Here is a 23,728-nt window from a genome sequence, read left to right as displayed (position 1 = left end):
AGTACCCATGAAGGCAGCGGTAATCCAGATGGTCAGCCAGGACGACGTGCAGACCAACCTGCAGCGTGCCGGCGCCCTGTTGGAGCAGGCCGCGCTGGGCGGCGCACGGCTGGCGGTGTTGCCGGAAAACTTTGCCGCCATGGGGCGCAAGGACGCGGCTGCCATCGGTCGTGCCGAAGCCTTGGGGGAAGGGCCCATTCTGCCGTGGTTGAAACGCACCGCCCGCGACCTCAAGTTATGGATTGTTGCCGGTACTTTGCCCTTGCCACCGTTCGGCCAGCCCGATGCCAAGGCCCATGCGTGCTCGCTGCTGGTCGATGAACACGGCGAGGTGGCGGCAAGGTATGACAAGCTGCACTTGTTTGATGTGGACGTGGCCGACAACCGGGGCCGTTACCGCGAGTCGGATGACTACGCACAGGGTGCTCAGGTGGTGGTGGCTGATACGCCGGTCGGTCGGCTGGGGCTGAGCGTGTGTTACGACCTGCGCTTTCCCGAACTTTACAGCGCGCTGCGCGCGGCCGGCGCGGAGCTGATCACCGCACCGGCAGCTTTTACTGCAGTGACCGGCGCAGCACATTGGGAGGTGCTGGTGCGTGCCAGGGCCATCGAAACCCAGTGTTACCTGCTGGCTGCGGCACAGGGCGGTGCCCACCCTGGCCCACGGGAAACCCATGGCCATGCGGCGATCGTCGACCCTTGGGGGCGCATTCTCGCAGAACAGGCGCAAGGTGAAGCGGTACTGCTTGCCGAGCGCGACATTGAAGAACAAGCGTCCATTCGGACGCGCATGCCGGTGGTATCGCACCGGCGCTTTTTTTCGCAGGGCGCGTTGCGGCCTGCGCATACCTCGGAGTGACTATGAGCCAGATGTTATCCACCGTCAGTGAGCAGCTCCTGGCCCCAGGCGGCTTGACCCTGGACAGCCTGCAGAGCGTGCTGGGTGAGTTGGCTGGCCCCGGCATCGATGCCGCCGACCTGTATTTCCAGGGCCAGATCTCGGAAACCTGGGCGCTGGAAGACGGCATCGTCAAAGAGGGCAGCTTCAACCTCGACCAGGGTGTGGGCGTGCGTGCCCAGTCCGGCGAAAAAACCGGCTTCGCCTACAGCAACGCGATCAACCTCGAAGCGCTGACCTCGGCAGCCCGTGCCGCCCGTTCGATTTCCCGTGCCGGGCAAAACGGCACGGTGCAAGCCTTCCGCAGCCAGGAGGTGGCCGCCCTGTATACCGCGGACAACCCGCTGGACGTGCTCAGCCGTGCCGAAAAGGTCGAGCTGCTTAAGCGTGTCGATGCCGCCACCCGTGCCCTGGACCCGCGCATTCAGCAAGTCAGCGTGAGCATGGCCGGGGTCTGGGAACGCATTCTGATTGCCGCGGCCGATGGCAGCCTGGCCGCCGACGTACGCCCGCTGGTGCGCTTCAATGTCAGCGTCATCGTCGAGCAGAATGGCCGTCGCGAGCGTGGCGGGCAGGGCGGTGGCGGGCGTACCGATTACCGCTACTTCACCGAAGAGCGGGTGATGGGCTATGCCCGCGAGGCCCTGCGCCAGGCCCTGGTGAATCTGGAAGCGATTCCGGCACCGGCCGGTACCTTGCCGGTTGTGCTGGGCTCGGGCTGGTCGGGCGTGCTGTTGCACGAAGCGGTCGGCCATGGCCTGGAAGGCGACTTCAATCGCAAAGGCAGTTCGGCGTTCAGTGGCCGCATTGGCGAGAAAGTGGCGTCGAGCCTGTGCACCATCGTCGACGATGGCACCCTCGAAGGCCGCCGCGGCTCGTTGAGCGTAGACGACGAAGGTACCCCGACCGAGTGCACCACGCTGATCGAGAATGGCGTGCTCAAGGGTTACATGCAGGACAAGCTGAACGCGCGCCTGATGGGCATGGCCGTGACCGGCAACGGCCGCCGTGAATCCTACGCGCACCTGCCGATGCCTCGCATGACCAACACCTACATGCGAGCCGGCGAAAGCGACCCACAGGAGATCATCGCTTCGGTGAAGAAGGGTATCTACTGCGCCAACCTCGGTGGTGGGCAGGTGGATATCACCAGCGGCAAGTTCGTGTTCTCCACCAGTGAGGCCTACCTGATCGAAGACGGCAAGATTACCGCGCCAGTGAAGGGTGCAACCCTGATCGGCAATGGTCCCGAGGCGATGAGCCGGGTTTCGATGGTCGGTAACGACCTGGCACTGGACAGCGGGGTAGGAACGTGCGGAAAGGACGGGCAGTCGGTACCGGTCGGGGTGGGGCAGCCTACCTTGAAACTGGATGCGATCACCGTGGGCGGTACCGGGGCTTGATGGCTTCGGGAGCCATTGTGGGAGCGGGCACGCCCGCTCCCACAAGGCCCCAGTCCGTCAGCGCAACCCGCGCTGCAACTCGTCGAGGTCGCGGATGTACTTGAACACCTTGCGCGCGGCGGCAGGCGGCTTGTTCCGCGCCTTCTCGTGCTGGGCATGGCGCACCAGCGAGCGCAGCTGCTGGCGGTCGGTGTCGGGATACTCGTTGACGAAGCGCTCGAGGTCTTCGTCGTTACCGTCGATCAACCGGTCACGCCAGCGCTCCAGGCTGTGGAAACGTTCGTTGTACTGGCGAGTCGAGCTGTCCATCTGTTCGAGCAAGGCATGGATGGCATCGAGGTCTTGCACGCGCATGAGCTTGCCGACGAACGACATGTGGCGTTTACGGGCGCCATGAGCGGTGTGCTTGCTGGCCTCGGCCAGTGCCTTGCGCAGCTCGTCGGTCAAAGGCAGGCGCGCCAAGGTATCGGCCTTGAGCGTGGTAAGCCGCTCGCCGAGTTCGACCAGCGCATGCAGTTCGCGCTTGATCTGGGTTTTGCTTTTTTCGCCGTCGAAGGCGTCGTCGTTTGAATCAACCATGGTGGCAGTCCGCTAGAAATCGCCGCCATGATAACCAGTCGGGGGCCGCTTGTCCGGCCCGGTCGTAGAATGACCCCAAGCCGAACGCAGAATTTGAGTGGAGAGAACCATGAGTGCAGTCCAGAGCGTAGGTCCGAAAGACCTGCCAGCATTGCAGGAACAGGTCGAGGCGATCATCGCCGAGGCGCGTCGTCAGGGGGCCAGTGCCTGCGAAGTGGCGGTGTCGCTGGAGCAAGGGCTGTCCACCACCGTACGCCAGCGTGAGGTCGAAACGGTCGAGTTCAACCGCGACCAGGGCTTTGGTATCACCCTTTATGTTGGCCAGCGCAAAGGTTCGGCCAGCACCTCGGCCAGTGGACCGGAGGCGATTCGCGAGACCGTCGCCGCAGCGTTGGCAATTGCCAGGCATACCTCCGAGGATGAATGCTCGGGCTTGGCCGACGCAGCGCTGATGGCGCGTGAAATCCCGGATCTGGACCTGTACCACGACTGGGATATCGAGCCCGAGAAGGCCATCGAAATGGCCCTGGCCTGCGAGGCGGCGGCGTTCGACGCCGACCCGCGCATCCTCAACGCCGATGGCACCACCCTCAATACCCACCAGGGCTGCCGCGTGTATGGCAACAGCCATGGGTTCATCGGTGGTTACGCCTCGACCCGGCACAGCCTGAGCTGCGTGATGATTGCCGAAGGCGACGGGCAGATGCAGCGTGACTACTGGTACGACGTGAACCGCCAGGGCAACCTGCTGGCCGACCCGAGCAGCATCGGCCTGCGCGCTGCCCAGCGTGCCGCCAGCCGCCTTGGCGCCCGGCCGGTGCCGACTTGCGAGGTACCGGTGCTGTTCTCGGCCGAATTGGCCGGAGGCCTGTTCGGCAGCTTCCTGTCGGCCATTTCCGGCGGCAACCTGTACCGCAAGTCGTCGTTCCTGGAGGGTACCATTGGCCAGCGCCTGTTCCCTTCCTGGCTGACCCTCGACGAACGCCCGCATATTCCGCGCGCGTTGGGCAGCGCCGCCTTCGACGGTGATGGCCTGGCCACCTATGCCAAACCGTTTGTCGACAAAGGCGAGCTGGTGTCGTACTTGCTGGGTACCTATTCGGGGCGCAAGCTGGGTTTGCCGAGTACGGCCAATTCCGGTGGCGTGCACAACCTGTTCGTCAGCCACGGTGTCGAAGATCAGGCCGCGCTGATTCGCCGTATGGGGCGCGGGCTGCTGGTGACCGAACTGATGGGGCATGGCTTGAACATGGTGACGGGGGACTATTCCCGTGGTGCGGCGGGGTTCTGGGTCGAGAATGGCGAGATTCAGCATGCCGTACAGGAAGTCACCATCGCCGGAAACATGAAGGACATGTTCCAGCAGATTGTCGCGATCGGTAGCGATCTTGAAACCCGTAGCAACATTCATACGGGCTCGGTGCTGATCGAGCGGATGACCGTTGCTGGTAGCTGATCTTTAGCCTGCGCCGGCCCTAGCGCGGATCCATCACCTACACGATATTAGACGCACATCGGGGCGAGGACATAGGCCGTTGTAGGAGCGGGTTCACCCGCGAAGAGGCCGGCACAGCCCTACACCTTTCCCTGCAAATCCGAAGACCCGGCCCTCGCGCCGGGTTTTTATTTCATCACCTTCTCCTTGAAGTGATTCTGTTTATCATTTAATAATGAATATCATTATCCAGTAACCCGGCGATGATGTTCATGAAATCCGTCCTCCGCGAACTGCCCTACCTGGAAAACTGGCGCTGGCTCAGCCGGCGCATTCGCTGTGCGCTCGACCCCGACGAGCCGCGCCTGATCGAGCATTACCTGGCCGAAGGCCGCTATCTGGTGTGCTGCACCGAAACCTCGCCATGGACGGTGGCGCTGACAGCGTTTCGTCTGCTGCTGGATACCGCCTGCGATCGCATGCTCCCCTGGCATTGGCGTTGCCTGTGCCTGGATCAGGCGTGGCGCCCTCTGCTGGACCTGCGCAACCTCGACCGCCAGGAACAGAACCAACGCTGGCAACCCTATGCCCTGCAGTTGGCCAATTGCCGTCTGCTGCCTTCGATTTCTCCCGATGAACTGATGCAAGGATTTGATGATGAGTGATACCCGTATCGAGCGTGACAGCATGGGTGAGCTGCAGGTGCCGGCCCAGGCCCTCTACGGCGCCCAGACCCAGCGCGCGGTCGACAACTTCCCGATCAGCGGCCAGCGTATGCCGGCCCAGTTCATTCGTGCCTTGTTGCTGGCCAAGGCCGCTGCGGCCAAGGCCAACGTCGAACTGGAGCAACTGTCTGCCGGGCAGGGCCAGGCTATCGTCAAGGCTGTCGAGCAACTGCTGGCCGAGGACTTCATCCAGCACTTCCCGGTGGATGTGTTCCAGACAGGTTCTGGCACCAGTTCGAACATGAACGCCAATGAGGTGATCGCCACCTTGGCTACCCATGTACTGGGTGAGGCGGTCAATGCCAATGACCATGTCAACTGTGGCCAGAGCAGCAATGACATCATTCCAACCACCATCCACGTCAGCGCCGCGCTGGCCCTGCACGAGCAGTTGCTGCCAGCCCTGGCGCACCTGGTACAGGTGATCGAGGTCAAGTCGGCACAAGTACATCAATACGTGAAGACCGGTCGTACTCACCTGATGGACGCGATGCCCGTGCGCATGAGCCAGGTGCTGGATGGCTGGGCTGCGCAGATCAATGCTGCCAAGGCGCACATCGAAGGGATACTGCCGCACTTGCAGGCGCTGGCCCAGGGCGGAACCGCAGTGGGTACCGGCATCAATGCCCATCCGCAGTTCGCTGTCGGTTTCGCTCGCCAGCTCAGTGGCCTGACCAAGGTCGAGTTCACGCCCGGCCAGAACCTGTTCGCCCTGATCGGCTCGCAAGACACTGCCGTGGCTTTGTCGGGCCAGCTCAAGACCACCGCTGTGGCGTTGATGAAAATCGCCAACGATCTGCGCTGGATGAACTCCGGCCCGCTGGCCGGTCTGGGCGAAATCGAGCTGCAAGCTCTGCAGCCGGGCTCTTCGATCATGCCAGGCAAGGTCAACCCGGTGATCCCGGAGGCCACTGCCATGGTCGCCGCCCAAGTGATTGGCAACGACGCGACCATCGCCGTCGCAGGCCAAGCCGGTAACTTCGAGCTGAACGTGATGCTGCCGGTGATCGCCCGCAACCTGCTGGAAAGCATCGAGCTGATGGCCAATGTCAGCCGCTTGCTGGCCGACAAAGCCATCGCCAGCTTCAAGGTCAACGAAGACAAACTCAAGGAAGCCCTAGCCCGCAACCCGATTCTGGTCACGGCGTTGAATCCGATCATCGGCTACCTCAAGGCCGCCGAAATCGCCAAGACCGCCTACAAGCAGGGTCGTCCAATCATCGATGTGGCGCTGGAGCACACCGACCTGTCCCGCGACCAGCTTGAAGCGCTGCTGGACCCGGAAAAACTCACCGCCGGCGGTATCTGACACGGCGTCACCGCCCAGGAGACAACCATGCAGCACTGGAAACGCACCACGGAAACCGCCAACCGCCTATTCGAACAAGGCGAACTGGTGGACGCCCGGGAACACTACCTGCAAGCCTTGGCGTTGGCCCAGGTGCTGTTCGAGCGCTGGCATGACGTGGACGAAGCGGTGGCTGCATTCGTCATCGCCCACCACAACCTGGCTGACCTGCACCTGCGCCTTGACCAGCCGCATGAAAGCGCCGACTACCTGTGCGCTGCTCACCAGCGACTGCTGCAGGCCTGCCAGGAAGCGCGCCTGCCTCAGGGGCTGCGTGATGCAGCCTTGCGCCACAGTGCGCGCACTTACACCGAGCTGCTGAGTTTCATTGCCGAGTATGGCCAGTACCCGCGTACCGAGCGCTTGCTCAACCGCCACAGCGCCGGGGCCAGCGAGCTCGCTGCCCTGCCGGATGTGGCACCCAGAAACCATGCCTACGGAATTCACTGACATGCCCCATACCTTGCCTGCATTGCCATACGCCTACGATGCGCTGGAACCACACATTGATGCCCAGACAATGGAAATCCACCACACCAAGCATCACCAGACCTACGTGAACGGCCTCAACGCTGCCCTCGAAGGTACCGAGTGGGCCGAATGGCCGGTGGAAAAACTGGTCGCTGCCGTCAAGCAGCTGCCGGAAAACCTGCGTGGCGCCGTGACCAACCACGGCGGTGGTCACGCCAACCACAGCCTGTTCTGGACTGTCATGTCGCCTCAGGGCGGTGGCGAGCCTGTGGGCCAGCTGGCGCAAGCCGTCACTGCACAACTTGGCGGCTTCGAGGCTTTCAAGGAGGCTTTCACCAAAGCCGCGTTGACCCGCTTCGGCAGCGGTTGGGCCTGGCTCAGCGTGACGCCGCAAAAAACCTTGATGGTGGAGAGTAGCGGCAACCAGGACAGCCCGCTGATGTACGGCAATGCGCCGATCCTGGGCCTGGACGTGTGGGAGCACGCGTACTACCTCAAGTACCAGAACCGTCGTCCGGAATACATCGGTGCCTTCTACAACGTCATTGACTGGGTGGAAGTTGAACGTCGTTACCTTGAAGCCCTGAAGTGAGTCGGACCGGTATGCGCTCTGAGGTGATGTCTGTCAGCAGTGTGCGCCTGTTCCGCCTGGCGCTTGGGACTTTGCTTTTGCTGGCTGGCGCCGCGTTATTGGTGGCGCGCGGCCTCGCCTGGCTAGATCTCGACCCGCGCATACTGCGCGCCCTGGAGGGCGGTGCTTTATGCGCACTGGGTACGGCACTGGGCGCAGTACCGGTACTGGTCATTCGCAATATGCCGGTGGCGCTGGCGGATACGCTGTTGGGCTTCGGTGCTGGCGTGATGCTGGCGGCCACCGCGTTTTCCCTGATCATGCCGGGCCTGGCGGCGGCTCAGTCTATTGGTTTCAGCCCTTGGGGGGCAGGTGGCCTGGTCAGCTTTGGCCTGATGTTCGGGGCGTTGTGCCTGTTCCTGGTCGACCTCAAGGTATCCTGGGCTTCGCCGGAAGCGCTGGTGGGCACGGCAAACCAGCCGGTGATTGCAGCGCGCATCTGGCTTTTCGTGATTGCCATCATTGCCCACAACATCCCCGAAGGTATGGCCATTGGTGTGTCGGCCGGGGGTGGAATGGCCGACGCCGACAGCCTGGCCATGGGCATTGCCTTGCAGGATGTGCCTGAGGGGCTGGTGATCGCGCTGGTGCTGGCAGGGGCGGGCATGCCGCGCTTCAAGGCCTTCCTGATCGGCGCAGCCTCAGGCTTGGTCGAGCCGCTGGCGGCGTTGATCTGTGCCTGGCTGGTGAATGTTGCCGAACTGCTGCTGCCGCTGGGGCTGGCCTGTGCAGCGGGGGCGATGTTGCTGGTGGTCACCCAGGAAATCATCCCCGAATCGCGCAGCAACGGCCATCATCGTCTGGCCAGCCTTGGGCTGTGTACAGGCTTCTGTCTGATGATGGTGATGGATACCGCGATGTCCTGACCTGGTGCAAGCGCAGGTTTGCGAGGCCTATTCGCCTTCGTCAAAGAAATTGTTGATCAGCTCGACCAGTGCGTCCATGGCGTCGCTGTCCTGCTCGCCCTCGGTATGCAGGTGCACCTGGGTGCCTTTGCCTGCGGCCAGCATCATCACCGCCATGATGCTCTTGCCATCCACCAGCTTGTCCGGGGCGCGACCCACCCGTACCTGGCAGGGGAAGCGGCCGGCCACACCAACGAACTTGGCTGCCGCCCGGGCATGCAGACCCAGCTTGTTGATGATGGTGATTTCGCGGGCGGGCATCTGGGGCGGATCCTTGGGCTAGAGGTCGCGATGGCGGACCTGGACGTTTTTCAGGGTTTGCTGCAGCTGTCGACCAAGGCGCTCGGTGATGTACACCGAACGGTGATGTCCGCCAGTGCAGCCGATGGCAATGGTTACGTAGGCGCGGTTGCTGGCAGCGAAGCGGGGCAACCATTTGAGCAGGTAGCTGGAGATGTCGTTGTACATGTCTTCGACATCCGGTTGTGCGGCCAGGTAGTCGATCACGGGTTGATCGAGGCCCGAGTGCTCACGCAGTTCCGGTTTCCAGTAGGGATTGGGCAGGCAGCGCACGTCAAAAACCAGGTCGGCGTCGACCGGCATGCCCCGCTTGAAGCCGAACGACTCGACCAGAAACGCTGTGCCAGGCTCGGGCTGGTTGAGCAGGCGCAGTTTGATCGAGTCACGCAACTGGTACAGGTTCAGGTTGGTGGTGTCGATCTTCAGGTCGGCCAGGTCGGCAATGGGGCCCAACAAATCGCTTTCCACGCGGATCGCTTCCGCGAGCGAGCGGTTGGCGTTGGTCAGGGGGTGCCGCCTGCGGGTTTCCGAGAAACGCTTGAGAAGGACCTCTTCATCGGCATCCAGGTACAACACATCGCACTGGATGTGCCGTGCGCGGGCTTCTTCGAGCAGCTCGGGAAAGCGCATCAGGTGGCTGGGCAGGTTGCGCGCGTCGATCGAAACCGCCACCTTGGGCTGCAGCAATTCGGTGTTGATCAGTGCATTTTCCGCCAACTGCGGCAGTAGCCCGGCGGGCAGATTGTCGATGCAATAGAAACCGCTGTCTTCCAGGACATCGAGGGCGGTGCTCTTGCCGGAGCCGGACCGGCCGCTGACGATGATCAGGCGCATGTTCAGTGCTCGTTCTGTACGTCCAGGACAACCTGGAACAGGGCCTCGTTGCTGGTGGCCGCACGCAGTCGATCACGGACCTCCTTGCGATCGAGCATGCTGGCGATCTGACGCAGAAGTTCAAGGTGGGCATCGGTGGCCGCTTCGGGCACCAGCAGCACAAACAGCAGGTCCACCGGCGCGCCATCGATGGCGTCGTAATCGATAGGCGCTTCCAGGTGCAGCAGGGCGCTGACTGGCGCGGAGCATCCTTCAAGCCGGCAGTGCGGGATGGCGATGCCGTTGCCGAAACCGGTAGAGCCGAGCTTTTCCCGGGCTACCAGTTTTTCGAAGACGTCCTGCATCTCCAGTTCTGGCACTTGGTCGGCGATGACAGTGGCGACCTTTTCCAGGGCGCGCTTCTTGCTGCCGCCCGGCACGTTCACGAGGGAACGGCCGGGGGTCAGGATGGTTTCAAGTCGGATCATGGATGAGGGGGATCAGCGGGCAGCTGCACCTTGCAGCAGGCTTTGCTGTTTTTCCTTGTGTTTTTTCAGTTGGCGGTCGAGCTTGTCGGCCAGGGCGTCGATCGCTGCATACATGTCTTCGTGTTCGGCGTTGGCTACCACTTCGCCGCCGGGAATCTGCAGGGTCGCCTCGACCTTCTGCTGAAGCTTCTCGACTTTCATGATTACCTGCACGTTGGTGATCTTGTCGAAGTGACTCTCCACGCGGGCGAGCTTTTCAAGCACGTAATCGCGCAGTGGCTGGGTGACTTCTACATGCTGTCCACTGATATTGACTTGCATACAGCTTCTCCTTTGTTGCCCGTGCATAAAGAGGCAGGTCTTGCACCTGCCACGAAAACGCTGTGGCACATCTCAGGGGCTACATCAGTCGCTTGCGTTCGCTCGACGGTGCGATGCCGAGGGACTCGCGGTACTTGGCGACGGTGCGACGGGCTACCTGGATGCCTTGTGCCTCCAGTAAACCAGCGATCTTGCTGTCACTCAATGGCTTTTTCTGATTTTCCGCCGCAACCAGTTTCTTGATGATCGCGCGGATCGCCGTGGACGAGCATTCTCCGCCTTCGGAGGTGCTGACATGGCTGGAGAAAAAGTATTTCAGTTCGTAGATGCCACGCGGGGTGTGCATGTATTTCTGCGTGGTAACCCGCGAAATGGTCGATTCGTGCATGCCTACGGCTTCGGCAATGTCATGCAGTACCAACGGCTTCATCGCTTCGTCGCCGTGGTCGAGGAAGCCGCGCTGGTGCTCGACGATCTGCGTGGCAACCTTCATCAGGGTTTCGTTACGGCTTTGCAGGCTCTTGATGAACCAGCGCGCTTCCTGCAGCTGGTTGCGCATGAAGGTGTTGTCGGCGCTGGTGTCGGCACGGCGCACGAAGCCGGCGTATTGTGGGTTGACGCGCAGGCGTGGGATGGCTTCCTGGTTCAGTTCTACCAGCCAACGGTCGCTGTCCTTGCGCACGATGACGTCGGGCACCACGTACTCGGGCTCGCTGGACTCGATCTGCGAACCAGGGCGCGGGTTAAGGCTTTGCACCAGTTCGATGACCTGGCGCAGCTCGTCTTCCTTGATTTTCATCCGCCGCATCAGCTGGCTGTAGTCACGGCTGCCGAGCAGGTCGATGAAATCGGTGACCAGGCGCTTGGCTTCGGTCATCCACGGGGTTGTAGCGGGCAGTTGGCGCAGTTGCAGCAACAGGCATTCGCCGAGATTGCGGGCGCCGACGCCAGCCGGCTCGAACTGCTGGATGCGGTGCAGTACGGCTTCGACCTCGTCCAGTTCGATATCCAGCTCGGGGTCGAAACCGGCGCAGATTTCTTCGAGTGTGTCTTCCAGGTAGCCCTGGCCGTTGATGCTGTCGATCAGGGTCACGGCAATCAAGCGGTCGGTGTCGGACATCGGCGCCAGGTTCAACTGCCACAGCAGGTGGCTTTGCAGGCTTTCGCCGGCCGATGTGCGCGTGGTGAAGTCCCATTCGTCGTCATCGTTGCTCGGCAGGCTGCTGGCGCTGGTCTGGTAGATGTCTTCCCAGGCGGTATCGACCGGGAGCTCGTTGGGGATGCGCTCGCTCCACTCTCCGTCTTCCAGGTTGTCGGCGCTGACGGTGCTTTCCTGGAAACTGTTGTCCTGAACTTCGGCGGCCGGCTTGTTCTCGGCGTTGTCGGCCATCGGGTCGCTGTTGTCGAAGTCTTCGCCGTCTTCCTGACGTTCGAGCATCGGGTTCGACTCCAGCGCTTCCTGGATTTCCTGTTGGAGGTCCAGGGTAGAGAGCTGGAGCAGGCGGATGGCCTGTTGCAACTGAGGTGTCATCGTCAGTTGCTGGCCCATTTTTAGGACGAGCGATGGTTTCATGGCAGGGGCTTAATACCTTGTTCGCCGGCGCGCATGCGCCATCCACTACACGAGGGCGCCGGAGCGCCAGATCAAGCAAGTTTTATGCCTTAAATTGTAGCGTTTGCCTAGAGTACCGTAACAACTTTACCCGCAGTTTCAGGGCTGTTTGCCAGTACTTCAGGCACGTGCCGGGTCAGAGGCGGAACTCGTGACCCAAGTAAACTTCTTTGACCAGGTCGTTTGCCAAGATGGTTTCAGCGTCGCCTTCGGCGATCAGTCGGCCATCGTTGACGATATAAGCGGTTTCGCAGATATCCAGGGTTTCACGCACGTTGTGGTCGGTAATCAGTACGCCGATACCTTTGGCCTTGAGGTGGTGGATGATCTGCTTGATGTCGCCGACCGAAATCGGGTCGACACCGGCGAACGGTTCGTCCAGCAGGATGAACTTGGGTGCGGTTGCCAGGGCGCGCGCAATTTCGACGCGGCGGCGTTCACCACCGGACAGGCTCATGCCGAGGTTGTCCCGGATGTGGCTGATGTGGAACTCCTGCAGCAGGCTTTCCAGCTCTTTGCGGCGGCCGTCCCGGTCGAGGTCCTTGCGGGTCTCGAGGATGGCCATGATGTTGTCGGCGACCGACAGCTTGCGGAAGATCGAGGCTTCCTGCGGCAGGTAGCCGATTCCGGCGCGGGCGCGGCCGTGCATGGGCTGGTGGCTGACATCGAGGTTGTCGATCAGTACGCGGCCCTGTTCGGCCTGGACCAGCCCGACAATCATGTAGAAGCAAGTGGTCTTGCCGGCGCCGTTGGGGCCGAGCAGGCCGACGATCTGGCCGCTGTCGATAGACAGGCTGACATCACGTACTACCTGCCGCCCCTTGTAGCTCTTTGCCAGGTGCTGGGCTTTGAGGGTTGCCATTTACTCGGCCTTCTTCTTGGGCTGGATCACCATGTCGATGCGCTGACGGGGTGTTGTCACATTGCCACCGCGACCGGCGGTCGCCACCTGGGTCTGGGTGTTGTAGACGATCTTTTCGCCTTCGGTGGTATTGCCTTCGCTCTCGACCTTGGCGCGGTCGGTGAGAATGACCAAGTCCTTCTGCGACTGGTACTGGATGGTTACGCCCCAGCCTTTCATCTTGTCCGGCTTGGCTGCGCTCTGCTGCTGCTCGAAGTAGGCCAGGTTGCCCACCGAGGTCACTACGTCGATATCGCCAGAGGCGGAGCGGGTAATGGTCACGGTGTTGCCTTTGATCATCATAGAACCCTGAGTGATGATCACGTCGCCGGTGTAAGTGGCCACGCCTTGCTTGTCATCCAGGTGAGCGTTGTCGGCCTGGATGCGGATAGGCTGGTCACGGTCGTTCGGCAGGGCGAGGGCGCTCGCGCTTCCCAGTGCTGCGCTCAGGCTGAGCAAAAGGGGGAGGGTTTTAACGAGCCTCATACTGTCCTCTTACGTTAGAGAGCAAGTCCATCTTGCCTTCTTTCAAATACGCTTTCATGCCTTTGCCCGTAGTGGTGCCTCCGGCGCCGTCGATTCTAACGGCTTGCTCGGTCTGCGCATATTGCTTCTGCGGGAACACGGTCATGCGTGAGCTGGTGATGATGGTTTCACGCTGCTTTTCATCGGTGCGGGCAATCCGCACCTTGTCGATCAGTTCGACCTCGGTACCGTCAGGATTGACCTCGGCGCGCGTGCTCTGCACATGCCACGGGTACTCGGTGCCGCGGTACAGGTGCAGGTCCGGTGTGGTCACCTGGGTGATTTCGCTGGTCTTGAGGTGTTCGATCCTGTCGGCGGTCATTTCGTATTGCAGCTTGCCGTCGGGCAGGAACTGCACGCTGTGGGCGTTGATCGCGTAGTAATCGATGGCGCTTTCGTCGACCTGGGCCACGGGCTTGTCGAGGAAGCTCTCCGGGCTGACATTCCAGTAGCCAATGGCTACCAACAGGGCGGCTATCGCCCCGAGCAGCGCAATGTTTCGGGCTTTCTTGCTGAGCATGGGCAGCCTTACAGGTAGTTGGCGTTGGCAGCGTCCAGGGTGCCCTGGGCCTGCATGATCATTTCGCAGAATTCACGGGCCGCGCCTTCGCCGCCACGTGCCTGGGTCACGCCGTGGGCGTGCTGGCGTACGAACGGTGCGGCGTTGGCTACGGCCATGCCCAGAGCCACCCGGCGAATCACCGGCAGGTCGGGCAGGTCGTCGCCCAGGTAAGCCACTTGATCATAGCTTAGGCCCAGTTCGGCGAGCAGGCCGTCAAGCACCACCAATTTGTCCTCCCGGCCTTGGTAGAGGTGCGGGATACCGAGGTTCCTGGCCCGGCGTTCGACCACGGGGGTCTTGCGCCCGCTGATGATCGCGGTGGTCACGCCCGAGGCCATGAGCATCTTGATGCCCTGGCCGTCGAGGGTATTGAACGTCTTGAATTCGCTGCCATCCTCGAGGAAGTACAGGCGGCCGTCGGTGAGCACGCCGTCCACGTCGAACACTGCCAGCTTGATGCCTTTGCCGCGTTGCATGAGGTCCTGGTTCATTCCATCGCTCCTTTACATTACGCCGGCGCGCAGCAGGTCATGCATGTTCAGGGCGCCGGTCGGGCGGTCTTCACGGTCCACCACCACCAGGGCGTTGATCTTGTGGTCTTCCATTATCTTCAGGGCTTCGGCGGCGAGCATGTCGGCACGCGCAGTCTTGCCATGAACGGTCATGACCTGGTCGATCAGGGTGGTGTGCACATCGATATTGCGGTCCAGGCTGCGGCGCAGGTCACCGTCGGTGAAGATCCCGGCCAGTTTGCCATCGGCTTCGACGATCACGGTCATGCCCAAACCTTTGTGGGACATTTCCAGCAGCGCGTCCTTGAGCAGGGTGCCGCGTGGAACTTGAGGCAGATCGTCGCCGGCGTGCATCACGTTCTCGACCTTCAGCAGCAGGCGGCGGCCCAGCGCGCCTCCCGGGTGCGAGAAGGCGAAGTCCTCGGCGGTGAAGCCGCGGGCTTCGAGCAAGGCGATGGCCAAGGCGTCGCCCAGTACCAGCGCTGCCGTGGTGGAGGAGGTGGGGGCCAGGTTCAGCGGGCAGGCCTCTTGTTCGACACGTGCGTCAAGGTTGACCTCGGCGGCCTGGGCCAGCGGCGAGTCCGGGTTGCCGGTCAGGCTGATCAGCTTGATGCCAAGGCGCTTGATGAACGGCAGCAGGGTGACGATTTCGGCGGTGCTGCCGGAGTTCGACAGCGCAAGGATGACATCATCACGGGTGATCATGCCCATGTCGCCATGGCTGGCTTCGGCCGGATGCACGAAAAACGCCGGTGTGCCGGTGCTGGCCAGGGTCGCGGCGATCTTGTTGCCGATGTGCCCGGACTTGCCCATGCCGACCACGACGACCCGGCCCTTGCTGGCCAGAATCAGTTTGCAGGCTTTGACGAAATTGTCGTCGATGCGCGCCAAAAGGGCCTCTACGGCCTCGAGTTCCAGGCGCAGAGTGCGTTGGGCGGATTGGATCAGCTCGCTGGATTGGCTCATGTCGAAAAAGCAATGCCTGATGAAAGGGCGACGATTATACGCGCAATGATGAAAACCCTCACCTCCTCGATTGTTGCAGTGAATACCACCAAAGCCTGTCTCGGGGCTGAACGACTGCTTGTCCGGCCTTGGGGCGGGGCTGTCAGCGGTGCTATAGTTCGCCGCTATTCGGCCTGTCAGGGGTGCGTGTGCCTTCCAGATGGAGGCCGGCGTCCATTAGGACGAGGCTGCATTAGCAAGGAGTCTAGATGAGTGTGGATAGCGCCTACGCGGTCGAGTTGAAGGGAGTAACCTTCAAACGTGGTTCGCGCAGCATTTTCAGCAACGTGGACATCAGCATCCCGCGCGGCAAGGTCACCGGCATCATGGGGCCATCTGGGTGCGGCAAGACCACGTTGCTCCGCCTGATGGGCGCACAGTTGCGCCCCGCGAGCGGTGAGGTATGGGTTGCCGGGCAGAACCTGCCGACGCTGTCGCGCAGCGACCTGTTCGACGCCCGCAAGCAGATGGGCGTACTGTTCCAGAGCGGCGCGTTGTTCACCGACCTCGATGTGTTCGAGAACGTCGCGTTCCCGCTGCGCGTGCATACTCAGCTGTCGGACGAAATGATCCGTGACATTGTGTTGATGAAGCTGCAGGCCGTGGGCCTGCGCGGTGCCATCGACCTGATGCCCGACGAGCTGTCCGGTGGCATGAAGCGCCGTGTGGCGCTGGCCCGGGCGATTGCCCTGGACCCGCAGATCCTCATGTACGACGAACCGTTCGTCGGCCAGGACCCGATCGCCATGGGGGTACTGGTGCGCCTGATTCGCCTGCTCAACGATGCCCTGGGCATCACCAGCATCGTGGTTTCCCATGACCTGGCAGAAACTGCCAGCATCGCCGACTACATCTACGTTGTAGGTGACGGCCAGGTGCTGGGCCAGGGGACGCCTGATGAGTTGATGGGTTCGGACAATCCACGGATCCGCCAATTCATGAAAGGCGACCCGGATGGCCCGGTTCCCTTCCACTTTCCCGCGCCTGACTACCGCGCCGACCTGCTGGGGGCGCGTTGATGCGCAGAAAATCCTTACTCGAACGTGTCCGCCTGCTGGGCCGCTCGGCAATCGACGTGCTGGCCGTGCTCGGGCGTTCGTGCCTGTTCCTGTTCCATGCGCTGGTCGGTCGCGGTGGTATTGGCGGCGGCTTCCAGTTGCTGACCAAGCAGTTGTACTCGGTGGGTGTGCTGTCGCTGGCGATCGTCGTCGTGTCCGGTGTGTTCATCGGCATGGTGCTGGCGCTGCAGGGCTACAGCATCCTGACCAAGTACGGCTCGGAGCAGGCGGTAGGGCAGATGGTCGCCCTGACCCTGCTGCGTGAACTTGGCCCGGTGGTAACGGCGTTGCTGTTCGCCGGGCGTGCCGGTTCCGCGCTGACCGCCGAAATCGGCAACATGAAGTCTACCGAGCAGTTGTCGAGCCTGGAAATGATCGGTGTCGACCCGCTCAAGTACATCGTTGCGCCACGCCTGTGGGCCGGTTTCATCTCGCTGCCGCTGTTGGCGCTGATCTTCAGCGTGGTCGGTATCTGGGGTGGCTCGTGGGTGGCGGTGGACTGGCTGGGTGTCTACGAGGGCTCGTTCTGGGCCAACATGCAGAACAGTGTTTCTTTCACTGACGACGTGCTCAACGGGCTGGTCAAGAGCCTGGTGTTTGCTTTCGTCTCGACCTGGATCGCCGTATTCCAGGGGTACGACTGTGAGCCCACCTCAGAAGGGATCAGTCGTGCAACCACCAAGACCGTGGTCTATGCCTCGTTGGCAGTGCTGGGTCTGGACTTTATTCTGACCGCCTTGATGTTTGGAGATTTCTGATGCAAAACCGCACCCTGGAAATCGGTGTCGGCCTGTTCCTCCTGGCCGGGATCCTGGCGCTGCTGCTGCTGGCCCTGCGTGTCAGCGGGCTGTCGGCCAGCCCGAGCAGCGATACCTATAAAGTTTATGCTTACTTCGACAATATCGCCGGTTTGACGGTCAGAGCTAAAGTGACCATGGCCGGTGTGACCATCGGCAAGGTCACCGCCATCGATCTGGACCGTGATTCCTACACCGGTCGGGTGACGTTGCAGCTGGACAAGTCGGTCGATAACCTGCCGACCGACTCCACTGCCTCGATCCTGACCGCCGGTTTGCTTGGTGAGAAGTACATCGGCATCAGCGTTGGCGGTGAAGACGACGTTCTCAAGGATGGTGCAACCATCCATGACACTCAGTCGGCACTGGTGCTGGAGGATCTGATTGGCAAGTTCCTGCTCAACTCTGTTGGCAAGGAACCGAAAGAAGCGCAACCGGCTAATTAAGGAGTACCCATGATTTCGATCCTGCGACGTGGCTTGCTGGTGCTGCTGGCGGCCTTCCCCCTGCTGGCCCTGGCTGTGCAGACACCGCACGAAGTGGTTCAAAGCACCACCAATGAACTGCTCGGTGACCTCAAGGCCAACAAGGAGCAGTACAAGTCCAACCCCAACGCCTTCTATGACTCGCTCAACCGCATTCTCGGCCCGGTGGTGGATGCTGACGGTATCTCGCGCAGCATCATGACCGTGAAATACTCCCGCAAGGCGACCCCGGAGCAGATGCAGCGCTTCCAGGAAAACTTCAAGCGCAGCCTGATGCAGTTCTATGGCAATGCCTTGCTCGAGTACAACAACCAGGGCATCACTGTCGACCCGGCTAAAGCCGATGACGGCAAGCGCGCCAGTGTCGGCATGAAGGTTACCGGCAACAACGGTGCCGTGTACCCCGTGCAGTACACCCTGGAGAACATTGGCGGCGAGTGGAAGGTGCGTAACGTGATCGTCAACGGCATCAACATCGGCAAGCTGTTCCGTGACCAGTTCGCCGATGCCATGCAGCGTAACGGCAATGACCTGGACAAGACCATCGACGGCTGGGCCGGCGAAGTGGCCAAGGCCAAGCAGGCTGCCGACAACTCGCCAGAGAAGAGCGTCAAATGAGTGAGGCCGCTGTAAGCATGGCAGAGCCGGGCGTGCTGCGTCTGGCTGGCGTGCTGGACTACCGCAGCGGCCCGGCCTTGCGCAAGCAAGGCAAGGTGCTGATCGATGGCTCGCGCGAGCCGCGACTGGTGCTTGATTGCTCGGCTGTCGAGAAGTCGTCGAGTGTCGGCTTGTCGCTGCTGCTTGCGTACATGCGGGATGCTCAGGCCACTGGCAAGGCGTGCGAAGTGCGTGGCATGCCTGACGACATGCGGGAAATTGCCGAGGTCTATGATCTCGATGAAGTGCTGGCAAGCTAGTGGCCAGGCACGGATGATGGCCCCTCGGTCAGCGAAGCCTTCGTTGGGCTTCGCAGGCGAGGGGCTTTTTTGTATGATGGCCGACCCGTGCGCATCGGGCGCCGATTGAGGTTGAGCATGCAGGCCGTAGAAGTTAAAAGCTTCCTTGAAGAGAAATTGCCGGGTTCCCGGGTCGAAGTTGAAGGCGAAGGCTGCAACTTCCAGTTGAACGTGATCAGCGACGAGTTGGCTGGCCTGAGTCCGGTCAAACGCCAGCAGGCGATCTATGCTCACCTGAATCCGTGGATCGCCAATGGCAGCATCCATGCGGTAACCATGAAATTTTTCAGCAGCGCAGCCTGGGCTGAGCGCACCTGAGCCAACTTGGCGGCGAGACTCCAATGGACAAACTGATTATTACTGGCGGCGCTCGCCTTGACGGCGAGATCCGCATTTCGGGCGCGAAGAACGCAGCCCTGCCGATTCTGGCAGCGACCCTGCTGGCCGATGGCCCGGTCACCGTGGGCAACCTGCCGCACCTGCACGACATCACCACCATGATCGAGCTGTTCGGGCGCATGGGCATCGAGCCTGTGATCGACGAAAAGCTGTCGGTGGAGATCGATCCACGCACCATCAAGACCCTGGTCGCGCCGTACGAGCTGGTCAAGACCATGCGCGCCTCGATCCTGGTGCTGGGCCCGATGGTTGCCCGTTTCGGCGAGGCCGAAGTGGCCCTGCCTGGCGGTTGCGCCATTGGTTCGCGCCCGGTCGATCTGCACATCCGTGGCCTTGAGGCCATGGGGGCGAAGATCGAAGTGGAAGGCGGCTACATCAAGGCCAAGGCGCCTGAAGGTGGCCTGCGCGGCGCGCACTTCTTCTTCGACACCGTCAGCGTGACCGGTACCGAGAACATCATGATGGCCGCTGCCTTGGCCAAGGGCCGCAGCGTGTTGCAGAACGCCGCGCGTGAGCCTGAAGTGGTCGACCTGGCCAACTTCATCAACGCCATGGGCGGGAACATTCAGGGCGCAGGCACCGACACCATCACCATCGATGGTGTCGAACGACTGGATTCGGCCAACTACCGCGTGATGCCGGACCGCATCGAGACCGGTACCTACCTGGTTGCCGCTGCCGTGACCGGTGGCCGCGTCAAGGTCAAGGACACCGACCCTACCATCCTTGAAGCCGTGCTTGAAAAGCTCAAGGAAGCGGGTGCCGACATCAACACCGGCGAAGACTGGATCGAACTGGACATGCATGGCAAGCGGCCGAAAGCCGTCAACCTGCGTACTGCCCCGTATCCGGCGTTCCCAACCGACATGCAGGCGCAGTTCATCTCGCTTAATGCCATTGCCGAAGGCACTGGCGCGGTAATCGAGACCATCTTCGAAAACCGCTTCATGCATGTTTACGAAATGCACCGCATGGGCGCGCAGATCCAGGTCGAAGGCAACACCGCCATCGTCACTGGCGTCAAGGCGCTGAAGGGTGCCCCGGTCATGGCCACCGACCTGCGTGCTTCCGCCAGCCTGGTGCTGTCGGCGCTGGTTGCCGAAGGCGATACCCTGATCGATCGCATCTACCACATCGACCGTGGTTACGAGTGCATCGAGGAAAAACTGCAGATGCTCGGCGCGAAAATCCGCCGCGTACCGGGCTAGTACCCCGCGGGTGCAAGGACGCACCTTTTGAATTGAATGCGGCCAGGTCGATGACCTGGCCGGCAGCAGCCGCTTAAGGACCGACGTTCCAATGTTGACCATCGCGCTTTCCAAAGGCCGTATTCTCGACGATACCTTGCCGTTGCTCGCCGAGGCCGGCATCGTGCCGACTGAAAACCCGGACAAGAGCCGCAAACTGATCATTCCTACCACGCAGGACGATGTGCGCCTGCTGATCGTGCGTGCCACCGACGTGCCGACCTATGTCGAGCATGGTGCTGCCGACCTGGGTGTGGCCGGCAAGGACGTGCTGATGGAGTACGGCGGCCAGGGCCTGTATGAGCCCCTGGACCTGCAGATTGCTCAATGCAAGCTGATGACCGCGGGCGTAGTCGGCGCAGCCGAGCCCAAGGGCCGCCTGCGTGTGGCCACCAAGTTCGTCAACGTAGCCAAGCGTTACTATGCCGAACAAGGTCGCCAGGTCGACATCATCAAGCTGTATGGCTCGATGGAGCTGGCGCCGCTGATCAACCTTGCCGACAAGATCATCGACGTGGTCGACACCGGCAACACCCTGCGTGCCAACGGCCTGGAACCCCAGGAACTGATCGCCACGATCAGCTCGCGCCTGGTGGTCAACAAAGCCTCCATGAAAATGCAGCACGCCCGTATCCAGAGCCTGATCGACACGCTGCGTCAAGCGGTCGAATCGCGACACCGCGGTTGACTCCTGCGCGCGACCTTCGCTGTCGCGCCCGTCTATCCGCGTCATAGCCATTTTTCTCGGGTGCCCGCGCGGATGGACTGGTAGCTTGGGATTGTGCGAAAAGTCGCCGAGCGGCGATCATGCAAGAACGAAAACAGGCGAGGAACGGCCGGGGTCGCGCCCGACTTTGCTGGTTGCAAATGAGCATTCCGAGCCTGTTTTTAACGTAGCATGATCGTCGCGCAGGCACTTTTCGCACAATCCCCTAGGGCGCCTGAGCATTCGCTAATATTACGAGGCCCTCGCCATGACCGTGTCCACTGCAATTGCCCGTCTCAACGCCGCTGATCCGGATTTCGCCCGACATCTGGATCATCTGCTGAGCTGGGAAAGTGTGTCCGATGACGCGGTCAATCAGCGCGTGCTCGACATCATCAAGGCCGTGCGTGAACGCGGTGATGCGGCGTTGGTGGAATTCACCCAGCGTTTCGATGGTGTTGACGCCAAGTCGATTGACGACCTGATCCTCAATCGCGCGCGCCTGGAACTGGCGCTGACCCGTATTACCCCGGTCCAGCGCGAGGCCCTGGAAAAGGCCGCCAACCGTGTGCGCATTTATCACGAGCGGCAGAAGCAGGATTCCTGGCAGTACACCGAGGCCGACGGCACCGTGCTCGGCCAGAAGGTCACCCCGCTGGACCGTGCTGGCCTGTATGTGCCGGGCGGCAAGGCGTCGTACCCGTCGTCGGTGCTGATGAACGCCATCCCGGCCAAGGTCGCGGGCGTGGCTGAAGTGGTGATGGTGGTACCGACCCCGCGTGGTGAGGTCAACGAGCTGGTGCTGGCGGCTGCCTGCATCGCCGGTGTCGACCGGGTGTTCACCGTCGGTGGTGCCCAGGCCGTGGCTGCGCTGGCCTACGGTACTGAAAGCGTGCCGCAGGTGGACAAGATCGTCGGCCCGGGCAACATCTACGTTGCCACCGCCAAACGCCACGTGTTCGGCCAGGTAGGCATTGACATGATCGCCGGCCCCTCGGAAATTCTCGTGGTGTGCGACGGTCAGACCGACCCGGACTGGATTGCCATGGACCTGTTCTCCCAGGCCGAGCACGACGAAGACGCCCAGGCCATCCTGGTCAGCCCGGATGCTGCTTTCCTCGATCGCGTGGCTGCCAGCATCGACAAGCTGATGCCGACCATGGAACGTGCCGATATCATCGAGAAGTCGATCAATGGCCGTGGTGCGCTGATCCAGGTACGTGACATGCAGCAGGCCATGGAAGTGGCCAACCGCATTGCACCGGAGCACCTGGAGCTGTCGGTGGCCGACCCTCAAGCCTGGCTGCCACACATTCGCCACGCTGGCGCGATCTTCATGGGCCGCCACACCAGCGAAGCGCTGGGCGATTACTGCGCTGGCCCTAACCACGTGCTGCCCACTTCAGGTACCGCGCGTTTTTCGTCGCCGCTGGGGGTGTATGACTTCCAGAAGCGTTCGTCGATCATCTTCTGCTCCGAACAGGGCGCGTCCGAACTGGGCCACACTGCCTCGGTCCTGGCCCGTGGCGAGTCGCTGACCGCCCACGCCCGCAGCGCTGAATACCGTATTTTGACCCAAGAGAAGGGGAACTGAGCATGAGTCGATTCTGGAGCCCCTTCGTCAAGGACCTGGTGCCTTACGTGCCGGGCGAGCAACCCAAGCTGGCCCGCCTGGTCAAGCTGAACACCAACGAAAACCCCTATGGCCCGTCGCCCAAGGCGCTGGAGGCCATGCGCGGCGAGCTGAACGATAACCTGCGCCTGTACCCGGACCCGAACGGTGACCGTCTCAAGCAAGCGGTGGCCGAGTACTACGGCGTGACCCCGGCGCAGGTGTTTGTCGGCAACGGTTCGGACGAGGTGCTGGCGCACATCTTCCACGGCCTGTTCCAGCACGATGCGCCGCTGCTGTTCCCGGACATCAGCTACAGCTTCTACCCGGTCTACTGTGGCCTGTACGGCATTGCCTTCGAACAGGTGGCGCTGGATGAGCAGTTCCAGATCCGCATTGAGGACTACAAAAAGCCCAACGCTGGCATCATCTTCCCCAACCCCAACGCGCCGACCGGTTGCCTGATGCCGTTGCAGGTGGTGGAGGAGTTGCTGCAGGCCAACCGTGATTCGGTGGTGGTGGTGGATGAGGCCTACATCGATTTCGGTGGTGAAACGGCGATCAGCCTGGTGGACCGCTACGATAACCTGCTGGTTACCCAGACGCTGTCGAAGTCGCGCTCGCTGGCGGGGCTGCGAGTTGGCCTGGCGGTGGGGCATCCGGACCTGATCGAGGCGTTGGAGCGGATCAAGAACAGCTTCAACTCCTATCCACTGGACCGTGCAGCTATCGTCGGCGCGGCGGTGGCGTTCGAAGACCGTGAGTACTTCGAGGAAACCTGCCGCAAGGTAATAGACAGCCGCGAGGTGTTGGTCGGTCAGCTGCAGGCCAAGGGCTTTGAGGTGCTGCCGTCGGCTGCCAACTTCATCTTCGCCCGCCACCCGCAGCAGGATGCCGGCGAGCTGGCGGCACGCTTGCGCGAGCAGGGCGTGATCGTGCGTCACTTCAAGCAGCCGCGTATTGCCCAGTTCCTGCGGATTACCATCGGTACGCCGGAAATGAACCAGGCGCTGCTGGATGCGTTGAGCTGACGT

General features: G+C 61.8%; 29 protein-coding genes. 18 read left to right on the top strand and 11 right to left on the bottom strand.

Going from position 1 to position 23,728, the window contains the following annotated elements:
* Positions 1 to 7: 7 nt before the first annotated feature.
* Together N5D53_RS06780 and tldD are read left to right on the top strand one after the other, a co-directional pair.
* Entirely contained in the window at positions 8 to 859 is an 852-nt protein-coding gene (locus N5D53_RS06780) for a carbon-nitrogen hydrolase family protein (RefSeq protein ID WP_014589818.1), read from the top strand.
* Between the two features lie 2 nt (positions 860 to 861).
* Positions 862 to 2,301, top strand: coding sequence for a metalloprotease TldD (tldD, locus tag N5D53_RS06775; RefSeq protein ID WP_003255154.1), 1,440 nt, complete (start codon positions 862 to 864; stop codon positions 2,299 to 2,301).
* 57 nt (positions 2,302 to 2,358) lie between these two features.
* Here the strand turns inward: tldD and yjgA are convergent, their stop codons facing one another.
* Positions 2,359 to 2,880 carry a ribosome biogenesis factor YjgA gene (gene yjgA, locus N5D53_RS06770; RefSeq protein WP_003255152.1) on the bottom strand — a complete coding sequence of 174 codons (522 nt, stop codon included), beginning with the start codon at positions 2,878 to 2,880 and terminating at the stop codon, positions 2,359 to 2,361.
* 109 nt (positions 2,881 to 2,989) lie between these two features.
* Here yjgA and pmbA point away from each other — a divergent pair, with 109 nt between their 5' ends.
* From pmbA to N5D53_RS06740, 6 genes are all read left to right on the top strand, one after another.
* Positions 2,990 to 4,336 carry a metalloprotease PmbA gene (pmbA, locus tag N5D53_RS06765; protein WP_014589820.1) on the top strand — a complete coding sequence of 449 codons (1,347 nt, stop codon included), beginning with the start codon at positions 2,990 to 2,992 and terminating at the stop codon, positions 4,334 to 4,336.
* 242 nt (positions 4,337 to 4,578) lie between these two features.
* Positions 4,579 to 4,980, top strand: a complete 402-nt coding sequence (locus N5D53_RS06760; protein ID WP_012051310.1) for a hypothetical protein — start codon at positions 4,579 to 4,581, stop codon at positions 4,978 to 4,980.
* Positions 4,973 to 6,349, top strand: coding sequence for a class II fumarate hydratase (locus N5D53_RS06755; RefSeq protein WP_029615372.1), 1,377 nt, complete (start codon positions 4,973 to 4,975; stop codon positions 6,347 to 6,349). Before N5D53_RS06760 ends, N5D53_RS06755 begins: the two co-directional genes overlap by 8 nt.
* A gap of 27 nt (positions 6,350 to 6,376) precedes the next feature.
* Complete coding sequence (locus N5D53_RS06750; RefSeq protein WP_064492413.1) at positions 6,377 to 6,838, top strand: hypothetical protein; 462 nt, start codon at positions 6,377 to 6,379, stop codon at positions 6,836 to 6,838.
* 1 nt (position 6,839) lies between these two features.
* A complete protein-coding gene (locus N5D53_RS06745; protein ID WP_104960856.1) occupies positions 6,840 to 7,451 on the top strand; it encodes a superoxide dismutase in 612 nt (203 codons plus the stop codon).
* Positions 7,452 to 7,462: 11 nt separating this feature from the next.
* Positions 7,463 to 8,356 carry a ZIP family metal transporter gene (locus N5D53_RS06740; protein WP_104960857.1) on the top strand — a complete coding sequence of 298 codons (894 nt, stop codon included), beginning with the start codon at positions 7,463 to 7,465 and terminating at the stop codon, positions 8,354 to 8,356.
* 27 nt (positions 8,357 to 8,383) lie between these two features.
* Here N5D53_RS06740 and N5D53_RS06735 read toward each other — a convergent pair whose 3' ends face one another.
* From N5D53_RS06735 to N5D53_RS06690, 10 genes are all read right to left on the bottom strand, one after another.
* Positions 8,384 to 8,656: an HPr family phosphocarrier protein gene (locus N5D53_RS06735; protein WP_010952144.1), complete on the bottom strand. Its 273-nt coding sequence runs from the start codon at positions 8,654 to 8,656 to the stop codon at positions 8,384 to 8,386.
* Between the two features lie 18 nt (positions 8,657 to 8,674).
* Positions 8,675 to 9,529 carry an RNase adapter RapZ gene (rapZ, locus tag N5D53_RS06730; RefSeq protein ID WP_010952145.1) on the bottom strand — a complete coding sequence of 285 codons (855 nt, stop codon included), beginning with the start codon at positions 9,527 to 9,529 and terminating at the stop codon, positions 8,675 to 8,677.
* Positions 9,530 to 9,531: 2 nt separating this feature from the next.
* On the bottom strand, positions 9,532 to 9,996 hold the full coding sequence (gene ptsN / locus N5D53_RS06725; RefSeq protein WP_003255137.1) for a PTS IIA-like nitrogen regulatory protein PtsN: 465 nt from the start codon (positions 9,994 to 9,996) through the stop codon (positions 9,532 to 9,534).
* A 12-nt stretch (positions 9,997 to 10,008) separates the two neighbouring features.
* Positions 10,009 to 10,317, bottom strand: a complete 309-nt coding sequence (raiA, locus tag N5D53_RS06720; RefSeq protein ID WP_003255135.1) for a ribosome-associated translation inhibitor RaiA — start codon at positions 10,315 to 10,317, stop codon at positions 10,009 to 10,011.
* 79 nt (positions 10,318 to 10,396) lie between these two features.
* On the bottom strand, positions 10,397 to 11,890 hold the full coding sequence (locus N5D53_RS06715) for an RNA polymerase factor sigma-54 (RefSeq protein ID WP_003255133.1): 1,494 nt from the start codon (positions 11,888 to 11,890) through the stop codon (positions 10,397 to 10,399).
* A 175-nt stretch (positions 11,891 to 12,065) separates the two neighbouring features.
* A complete protein-coding gene (lptB, locus tag N5D53_RS06710) occupies positions 12,066 to 12,791 on the bottom strand; it encodes an LPS export ABC transporter ATP-binding protein (protein WP_003255132.1) in 726 nt (241 codons plus the stop codon).
* Positions 12,792 to 13,316 carry a lipopolysaccharide transport periplasmic protein LptA gene (gene lptA, locus N5D53_RS06705; RefSeq protein ID WP_003255131.1) on the bottom strand — a complete coding sequence of 175 codons (525 nt, stop codon included), beginning with the start codon at positions 13,314 to 13,316 and terminating at the stop codon, positions 12,792 to 12,794.
* Positions 13,303 to 13,875 carry an LPS export ABC transporter periplasmic protein LptC gene (gene lptC, locus N5D53_RS06700; protein WP_019438078.1) on the bottom strand — a complete coding sequence of 191 codons (573 nt, stop codon included), beginning with the start codon at positions 13,873 to 13,875 and terminating at the stop codon, positions 13,303 to 13,305. The genes lptA and lptC overlap by 14 nt, the downstream gene beginning before the upstream one ends.
* Positions 13,876 to 13,883: 8 nt before the next feature.
* Complete coding sequence (locus N5D53_RS06695) at positions 13,884 to 14,408, bottom strand: HAD family hydrolase (protein ID WP_014589828.1); 525 nt, start codon at positions 14,406 to 14,408, stop codon at positions 13,884 to 13,886.
* Positions 14,409 to 14,420: 12 nt separating this feature from the next.
* A complete protein-coding gene (locus N5D53_RS06690) occupies positions 14,421 to 15,395 on the bottom strand; it encodes a KpsF/GutQ family sugar-phosphate isomerase (protein WP_104960858.1) in 975 nt (324 codons plus the stop codon).
* A 248-nt stretch (positions 15,396 to 15,643) separates the two neighbouring features.
* Here N5D53_RS06690 and N5D53_RS06685 point away from each other — a divergent pair, with 248 nt between their 5' ends.
* The 10 genes from N5D53_RS06685 to hisC all read left to right on the top strand — a co-directional run bounded on the left by N5D53_RS06685 (position 15,644) and on the right by hisC (position 23,725).
* Positions 15,644 to 16,453, top strand: coding sequence for an ATP-binding cassette domain-containing protein (locus N5D53_RS06685; RefSeq protein WP_003255127.1), 810 nt, complete (start codon positions 15,644 to 15,646; stop codon positions 16,451 to 16,453).
* Positions 16,453 to 17,250 (top strand): lipid asymmetry maintenance ABC transporter permease subunit MlaE, encoded by a 798-nt coding sequence (gene mlaE / locus N5D53_RS06680; protein WP_003255125.1) that lies wholly within the window; start codon positions 16,453 to 16,455, stop codon positions 17,248 to 17,250. The genes N5D53_RS06685 and mlaE overlap by 1 nt, the downstream gene beginning before the upstream one ends.
* Entirely contained in the window at positions 17,250 to 17,735 is a 486-nt protein-coding gene (mlaD, locus tag N5D53_RS06675; protein ID WP_014755441.1) for an outer membrane lipid asymmetry maintenance protein MlaD, read from the top strand. Before mlaE ends, mlaD begins: the two co-directional genes overlap by 1 nt.
* A gap of 9 nt (positions 17,736 to 17,744) precedes the next feature.
* Complete coding sequence (locus N5D53_RS06670; protein ID WP_010952153.1) at positions 17,745 to 18,392, top strand: ABC transporter substrate-binding protein; 648 nt, start codon at positions 17,745 to 17,747, stop codon at positions 18,390 to 18,392.
* On the top strand, positions 18,389 to 18,691 hold the full coding sequence (locus N5D53_RS06665) for an STAS domain-containing protein (protein WP_003255122.1): 303 nt from the start codon (positions 18,389 to 18,391) through the stop codon (positions 18,689 to 18,691). The genes N5D53_RS06670 and N5D53_RS06665 overlap by 4 nt, the downstream gene beginning before the upstream one ends.
* Before the next feature lie 117 nt (positions 18,692 to 18,808).
* Positions 18,809 to 19,048 carry a BolA family protein gene (locus tag N5D53_RS06660; RefSeq protein WP_003255121.1) on the top strand — a complete coding sequence of 80 codons (240 nt, stop codon included), beginning with the start codon at positions 18,809 to 18,811 and terminating at the stop codon, positions 19,046 to 19,048.
* 23 nt (positions 19,049 to 19,071) lie between these two features.
* Positions 19,072 to 20,337: a UDP-N-acetylglucosamine 1-carboxyvinyltransferase gene (gene murA / locus N5D53_RS06655; RefSeq protein WP_003255119.1), complete on the top strand. Its 1,266-nt coding sequence runs from the start codon at positions 19,072 to 19,074 to the stop codon at positions 20,335 to 20,337.
* A 91-nt stretch (positions 20,338 to 20,428) separates the two neighbouring features.
* Entirely contained in the window at positions 20,429 to 21,064 is a 636-nt protein-coding gene (gene hisG, locus N5D53_RS06650) for an ATP phosphoribosyltransferase (RefSeq protein WP_003255118.1), read from the top strand.
* A 286-nt stretch (positions 21,065 to 21,350) separates the two neighbouring features.
* Entirely contained in the window at positions 21,351 to 22,676 is a 1,326-nt protein-coding gene (gene hisD, locus N5D53_RS06645) for a histidinol dehydrogenase (protein ID WP_064492416.1), read from the top strand.
* A 2-nt stretch (positions 22,677 to 22,678) separates the two neighbouring features.
* The gene (gene hisC, locus N5D53_RS06640) at positions 22,679 to 23,725 is read left to right on the top strand and encodes a histidinol-phosphate transaminase (protein WP_104960859.1); all 1,047 of its coding nucleotides are present in this window, start codon (positions 22,679 to 22,681) and stop codon (positions 23,723 to 23,725) included.
* Positions 23,726 to 23,728 lie beyond the last annotated feature (3 nt).

This window comes from Pseudomonas sp. GD03862 (genome assembly GCF_029840855.1).
GTDB classification, from domain to species: domain Bacteria; phylum Pseudomonadota; class Gammaproteobacteria; order Pseudomonadales; family Pseudomonadaceae; genus Aquipseudomonas; species Aquipseudomonas alloputida.
The sequence above is the reverse complement of the archived record's forward strand: the minus strand, read 5'-3'. Positions and strand labels throughout refer to the sequence as shown.

Excerpts from the sequence above, each read along its gene's own strand:
- N5D53_RS06780 (WP_014589818.1), top strand. The coding sequence starts at position 8 with ATGAAGGCAGCGGTAATCCAGATGGTCAGCCAGGACGACGTGCAGACC.
- tldD (WP_003255154.1), top strand. The coding sequence starts at position 862 with ATGAGCCAGATGTTATCCACCGTCAGTGAGCAGCTCCTGGCCCCAGGC.
- yjgA (WP_003255152.1), bottom strand. The coding sequence starts at position 2,880 with ATGGTTGATTCAAACGACGACGCCTTCGACGGCGAAAAAAGCAAAACC.
- pmbA (WP_014589820.1), top strand. The coding sequence starts at position 2,990 with ATGAGTGCAGTCCAGAGCGTAGGTCCGAAAGACCTGCCAGCATTGCAG.
- N5D53_RS06760 (WP_012051310.1), top strand. The coding sequence starts at position 4,579 with ATGATGTTCATGAAATCCGTCCTCCGCGAACTGCCCTACCTGGAAAAC.
- N5D53_RS06755 (WP_029615372.1), top strand. The coding sequence starts at position 4,973 with ATGAGTGATACCCGTATCGAGCGTGACAGCATGGGTGAGCTGCAGGTG.
- N5D53_RS06750 (WP_064492413.1), top strand. The coding sequence starts at position 6,377 with ATGCAGCACTGGAAACGCACCACGGAAACCGCCAACCGCCTATTCGAA.
- N5D53_RS06745 (WP_104960856.1), top strand. The coding sequence starts at position 6,840 with ATGCCCCATACCTTGCCTGCATTGCCATACGCCTACGATGCGCTGGAA.
- N5D53_RS06740 (WP_104960857.1), top strand. The coding sequence starts at position 7,463 with ATGCGCTCTGAGGTGATGTCTGTCAGCAGTGTGCGCCTGTTCCGCCTG.
- N5D53_RS06735 (WP_010952144.1), bottom strand. The coding sequence starts at position 8,656 with ATGCCCGCCCGCGAAATCACCATCATCAACAAGCTGGGTCTGCATGCC.
- rapZ (WP_010952145.1), bottom strand. The coding sequence starts at position 9,529 with ATGCGCCTGATCATCGTCAGCGGCCGGTCCGGCTCCGGCAAGAGCACC.
- ptsN (WP_003255137.1), bottom strand. The coding sequence starts at position 9,996 with ATGATCCGACTTGAAACCATCCTGACCCCCGGCCGTTCCCTCGTGAAC.
- raiA (WP_003255135.1), bottom strand. The coding sequence starts at position 10,317 with ATGCAAGTCAATATCAGTGGACAGCATGTAGAAGTCACCCAGCCACTG.
- N5D53_RS06715 (WP_003255133.1), bottom strand. The coding sequence starts at position 11,890 with ATGAAACCATCGCTCGTCCTAAAAATGGGCCAGCAACTGACGATGACA.
- lptB (WP_003255132.1), bottom strand. The coding sequence starts at position 12,791 with ATGGCAACCCTCAAAGCCCAGCACCTGGCAAAGAGCTACAAGGGGCGG.
- lptA (WP_003255131.1), bottom strand. The coding sequence starts at position 13,316 with ATGAGGCTCGTTAAAACCCTCCCCCTTTTGCTCAGCCTGAGCGCAGCA.
- lptC (WP_019438078.1), bottom strand. The coding sequence starts at position 13,875 with ATGCTCAGCAAGAAAGCCCGAAACATTGCGCTGCTCGGGGCGATAGCC.
- N5D53_RS06695 (WP_014589828.1), bottom strand. The coding sequence starts at position 14,408 with ATGAACCAGGACCTCATGCAACGCGGCAAAGGCATCAAGCTGGCAGTG.
- N5D53_RS06690 (WP_104960858.1), bottom strand. The coding sequence starts at position 15,395 with ATGAGCCAATCCAGCGAGCTGATCCAATCCGCCCAACGCACTCTGCGC.
- N5D53_RS06685 (WP_003255127.1), top strand. The coding sequence starts at position 15,644 with ATGAGTGTGGATAGCGCCTACGCGGTCGAGTTGAAGGGAGTAACCTTC.
- mlaE (WP_003255125.1), top strand. The coding sequence starts at position 16,453 with ATGCGCAGAAAATCCTTACTCGAACGTGTCCGCCTGCTGGGCCGCTCG.
- mlaD (WP_014755441.1), top strand. The coding sequence starts at position 17,250 with ATGCAAAACCGCACCCTGGAAATCGGTGTCGGCCTGTTCCTCCTGGCC.
- N5D53_RS06670 (WP_010952153.1), top strand. The coding sequence starts at position 17,745 with ATGATTTCGATCCTGCGACGTGGCTTGCTGGTGCTGCTGGCGGCCTTC.
- N5D53_RS06665 (WP_003255122.1), top strand. The coding sequence starts at position 18,389 with ATGAGTGAGGCCGCTGTAAGCATGGCAGAGCCGGGCGTGCTGCGTCTG.
- N5D53_RS06660 (WP_003255121.1), top strand. The coding sequence starts at position 18,809 with ATGCAGGCCGTAGAAGTTAAAAGCTTCCTTGAAGAGAAATTGCCGGGT.
- murA (WP_003255119.1), top strand. The coding sequence starts at position 19,072 with ATGGACAAACTGATTATTACTGGCGGCGCTCGCCTTGACGGCGAGATC.
- hisG (WP_003255118.1), top strand. The coding sequence starts at position 20,429 with ATGTTGACCATCGCGCTTTCCAAAGGCCGTATTCTCGACGATACCTTG.
- hisD (WP_064492416.1), top strand. The coding sequence starts at position 21,351 with ATGACCGTGTCCACTGCAATTGCCCGTCTCAACGCCGCTGATCCGGAT.
- hisC (WP_104960859.1), top strand. The coding sequence starts at position 22,679 with ATGAGTCGATTCTGGAGCCCCTTCGTCAAGGACCTGGTGCCTTACGTG.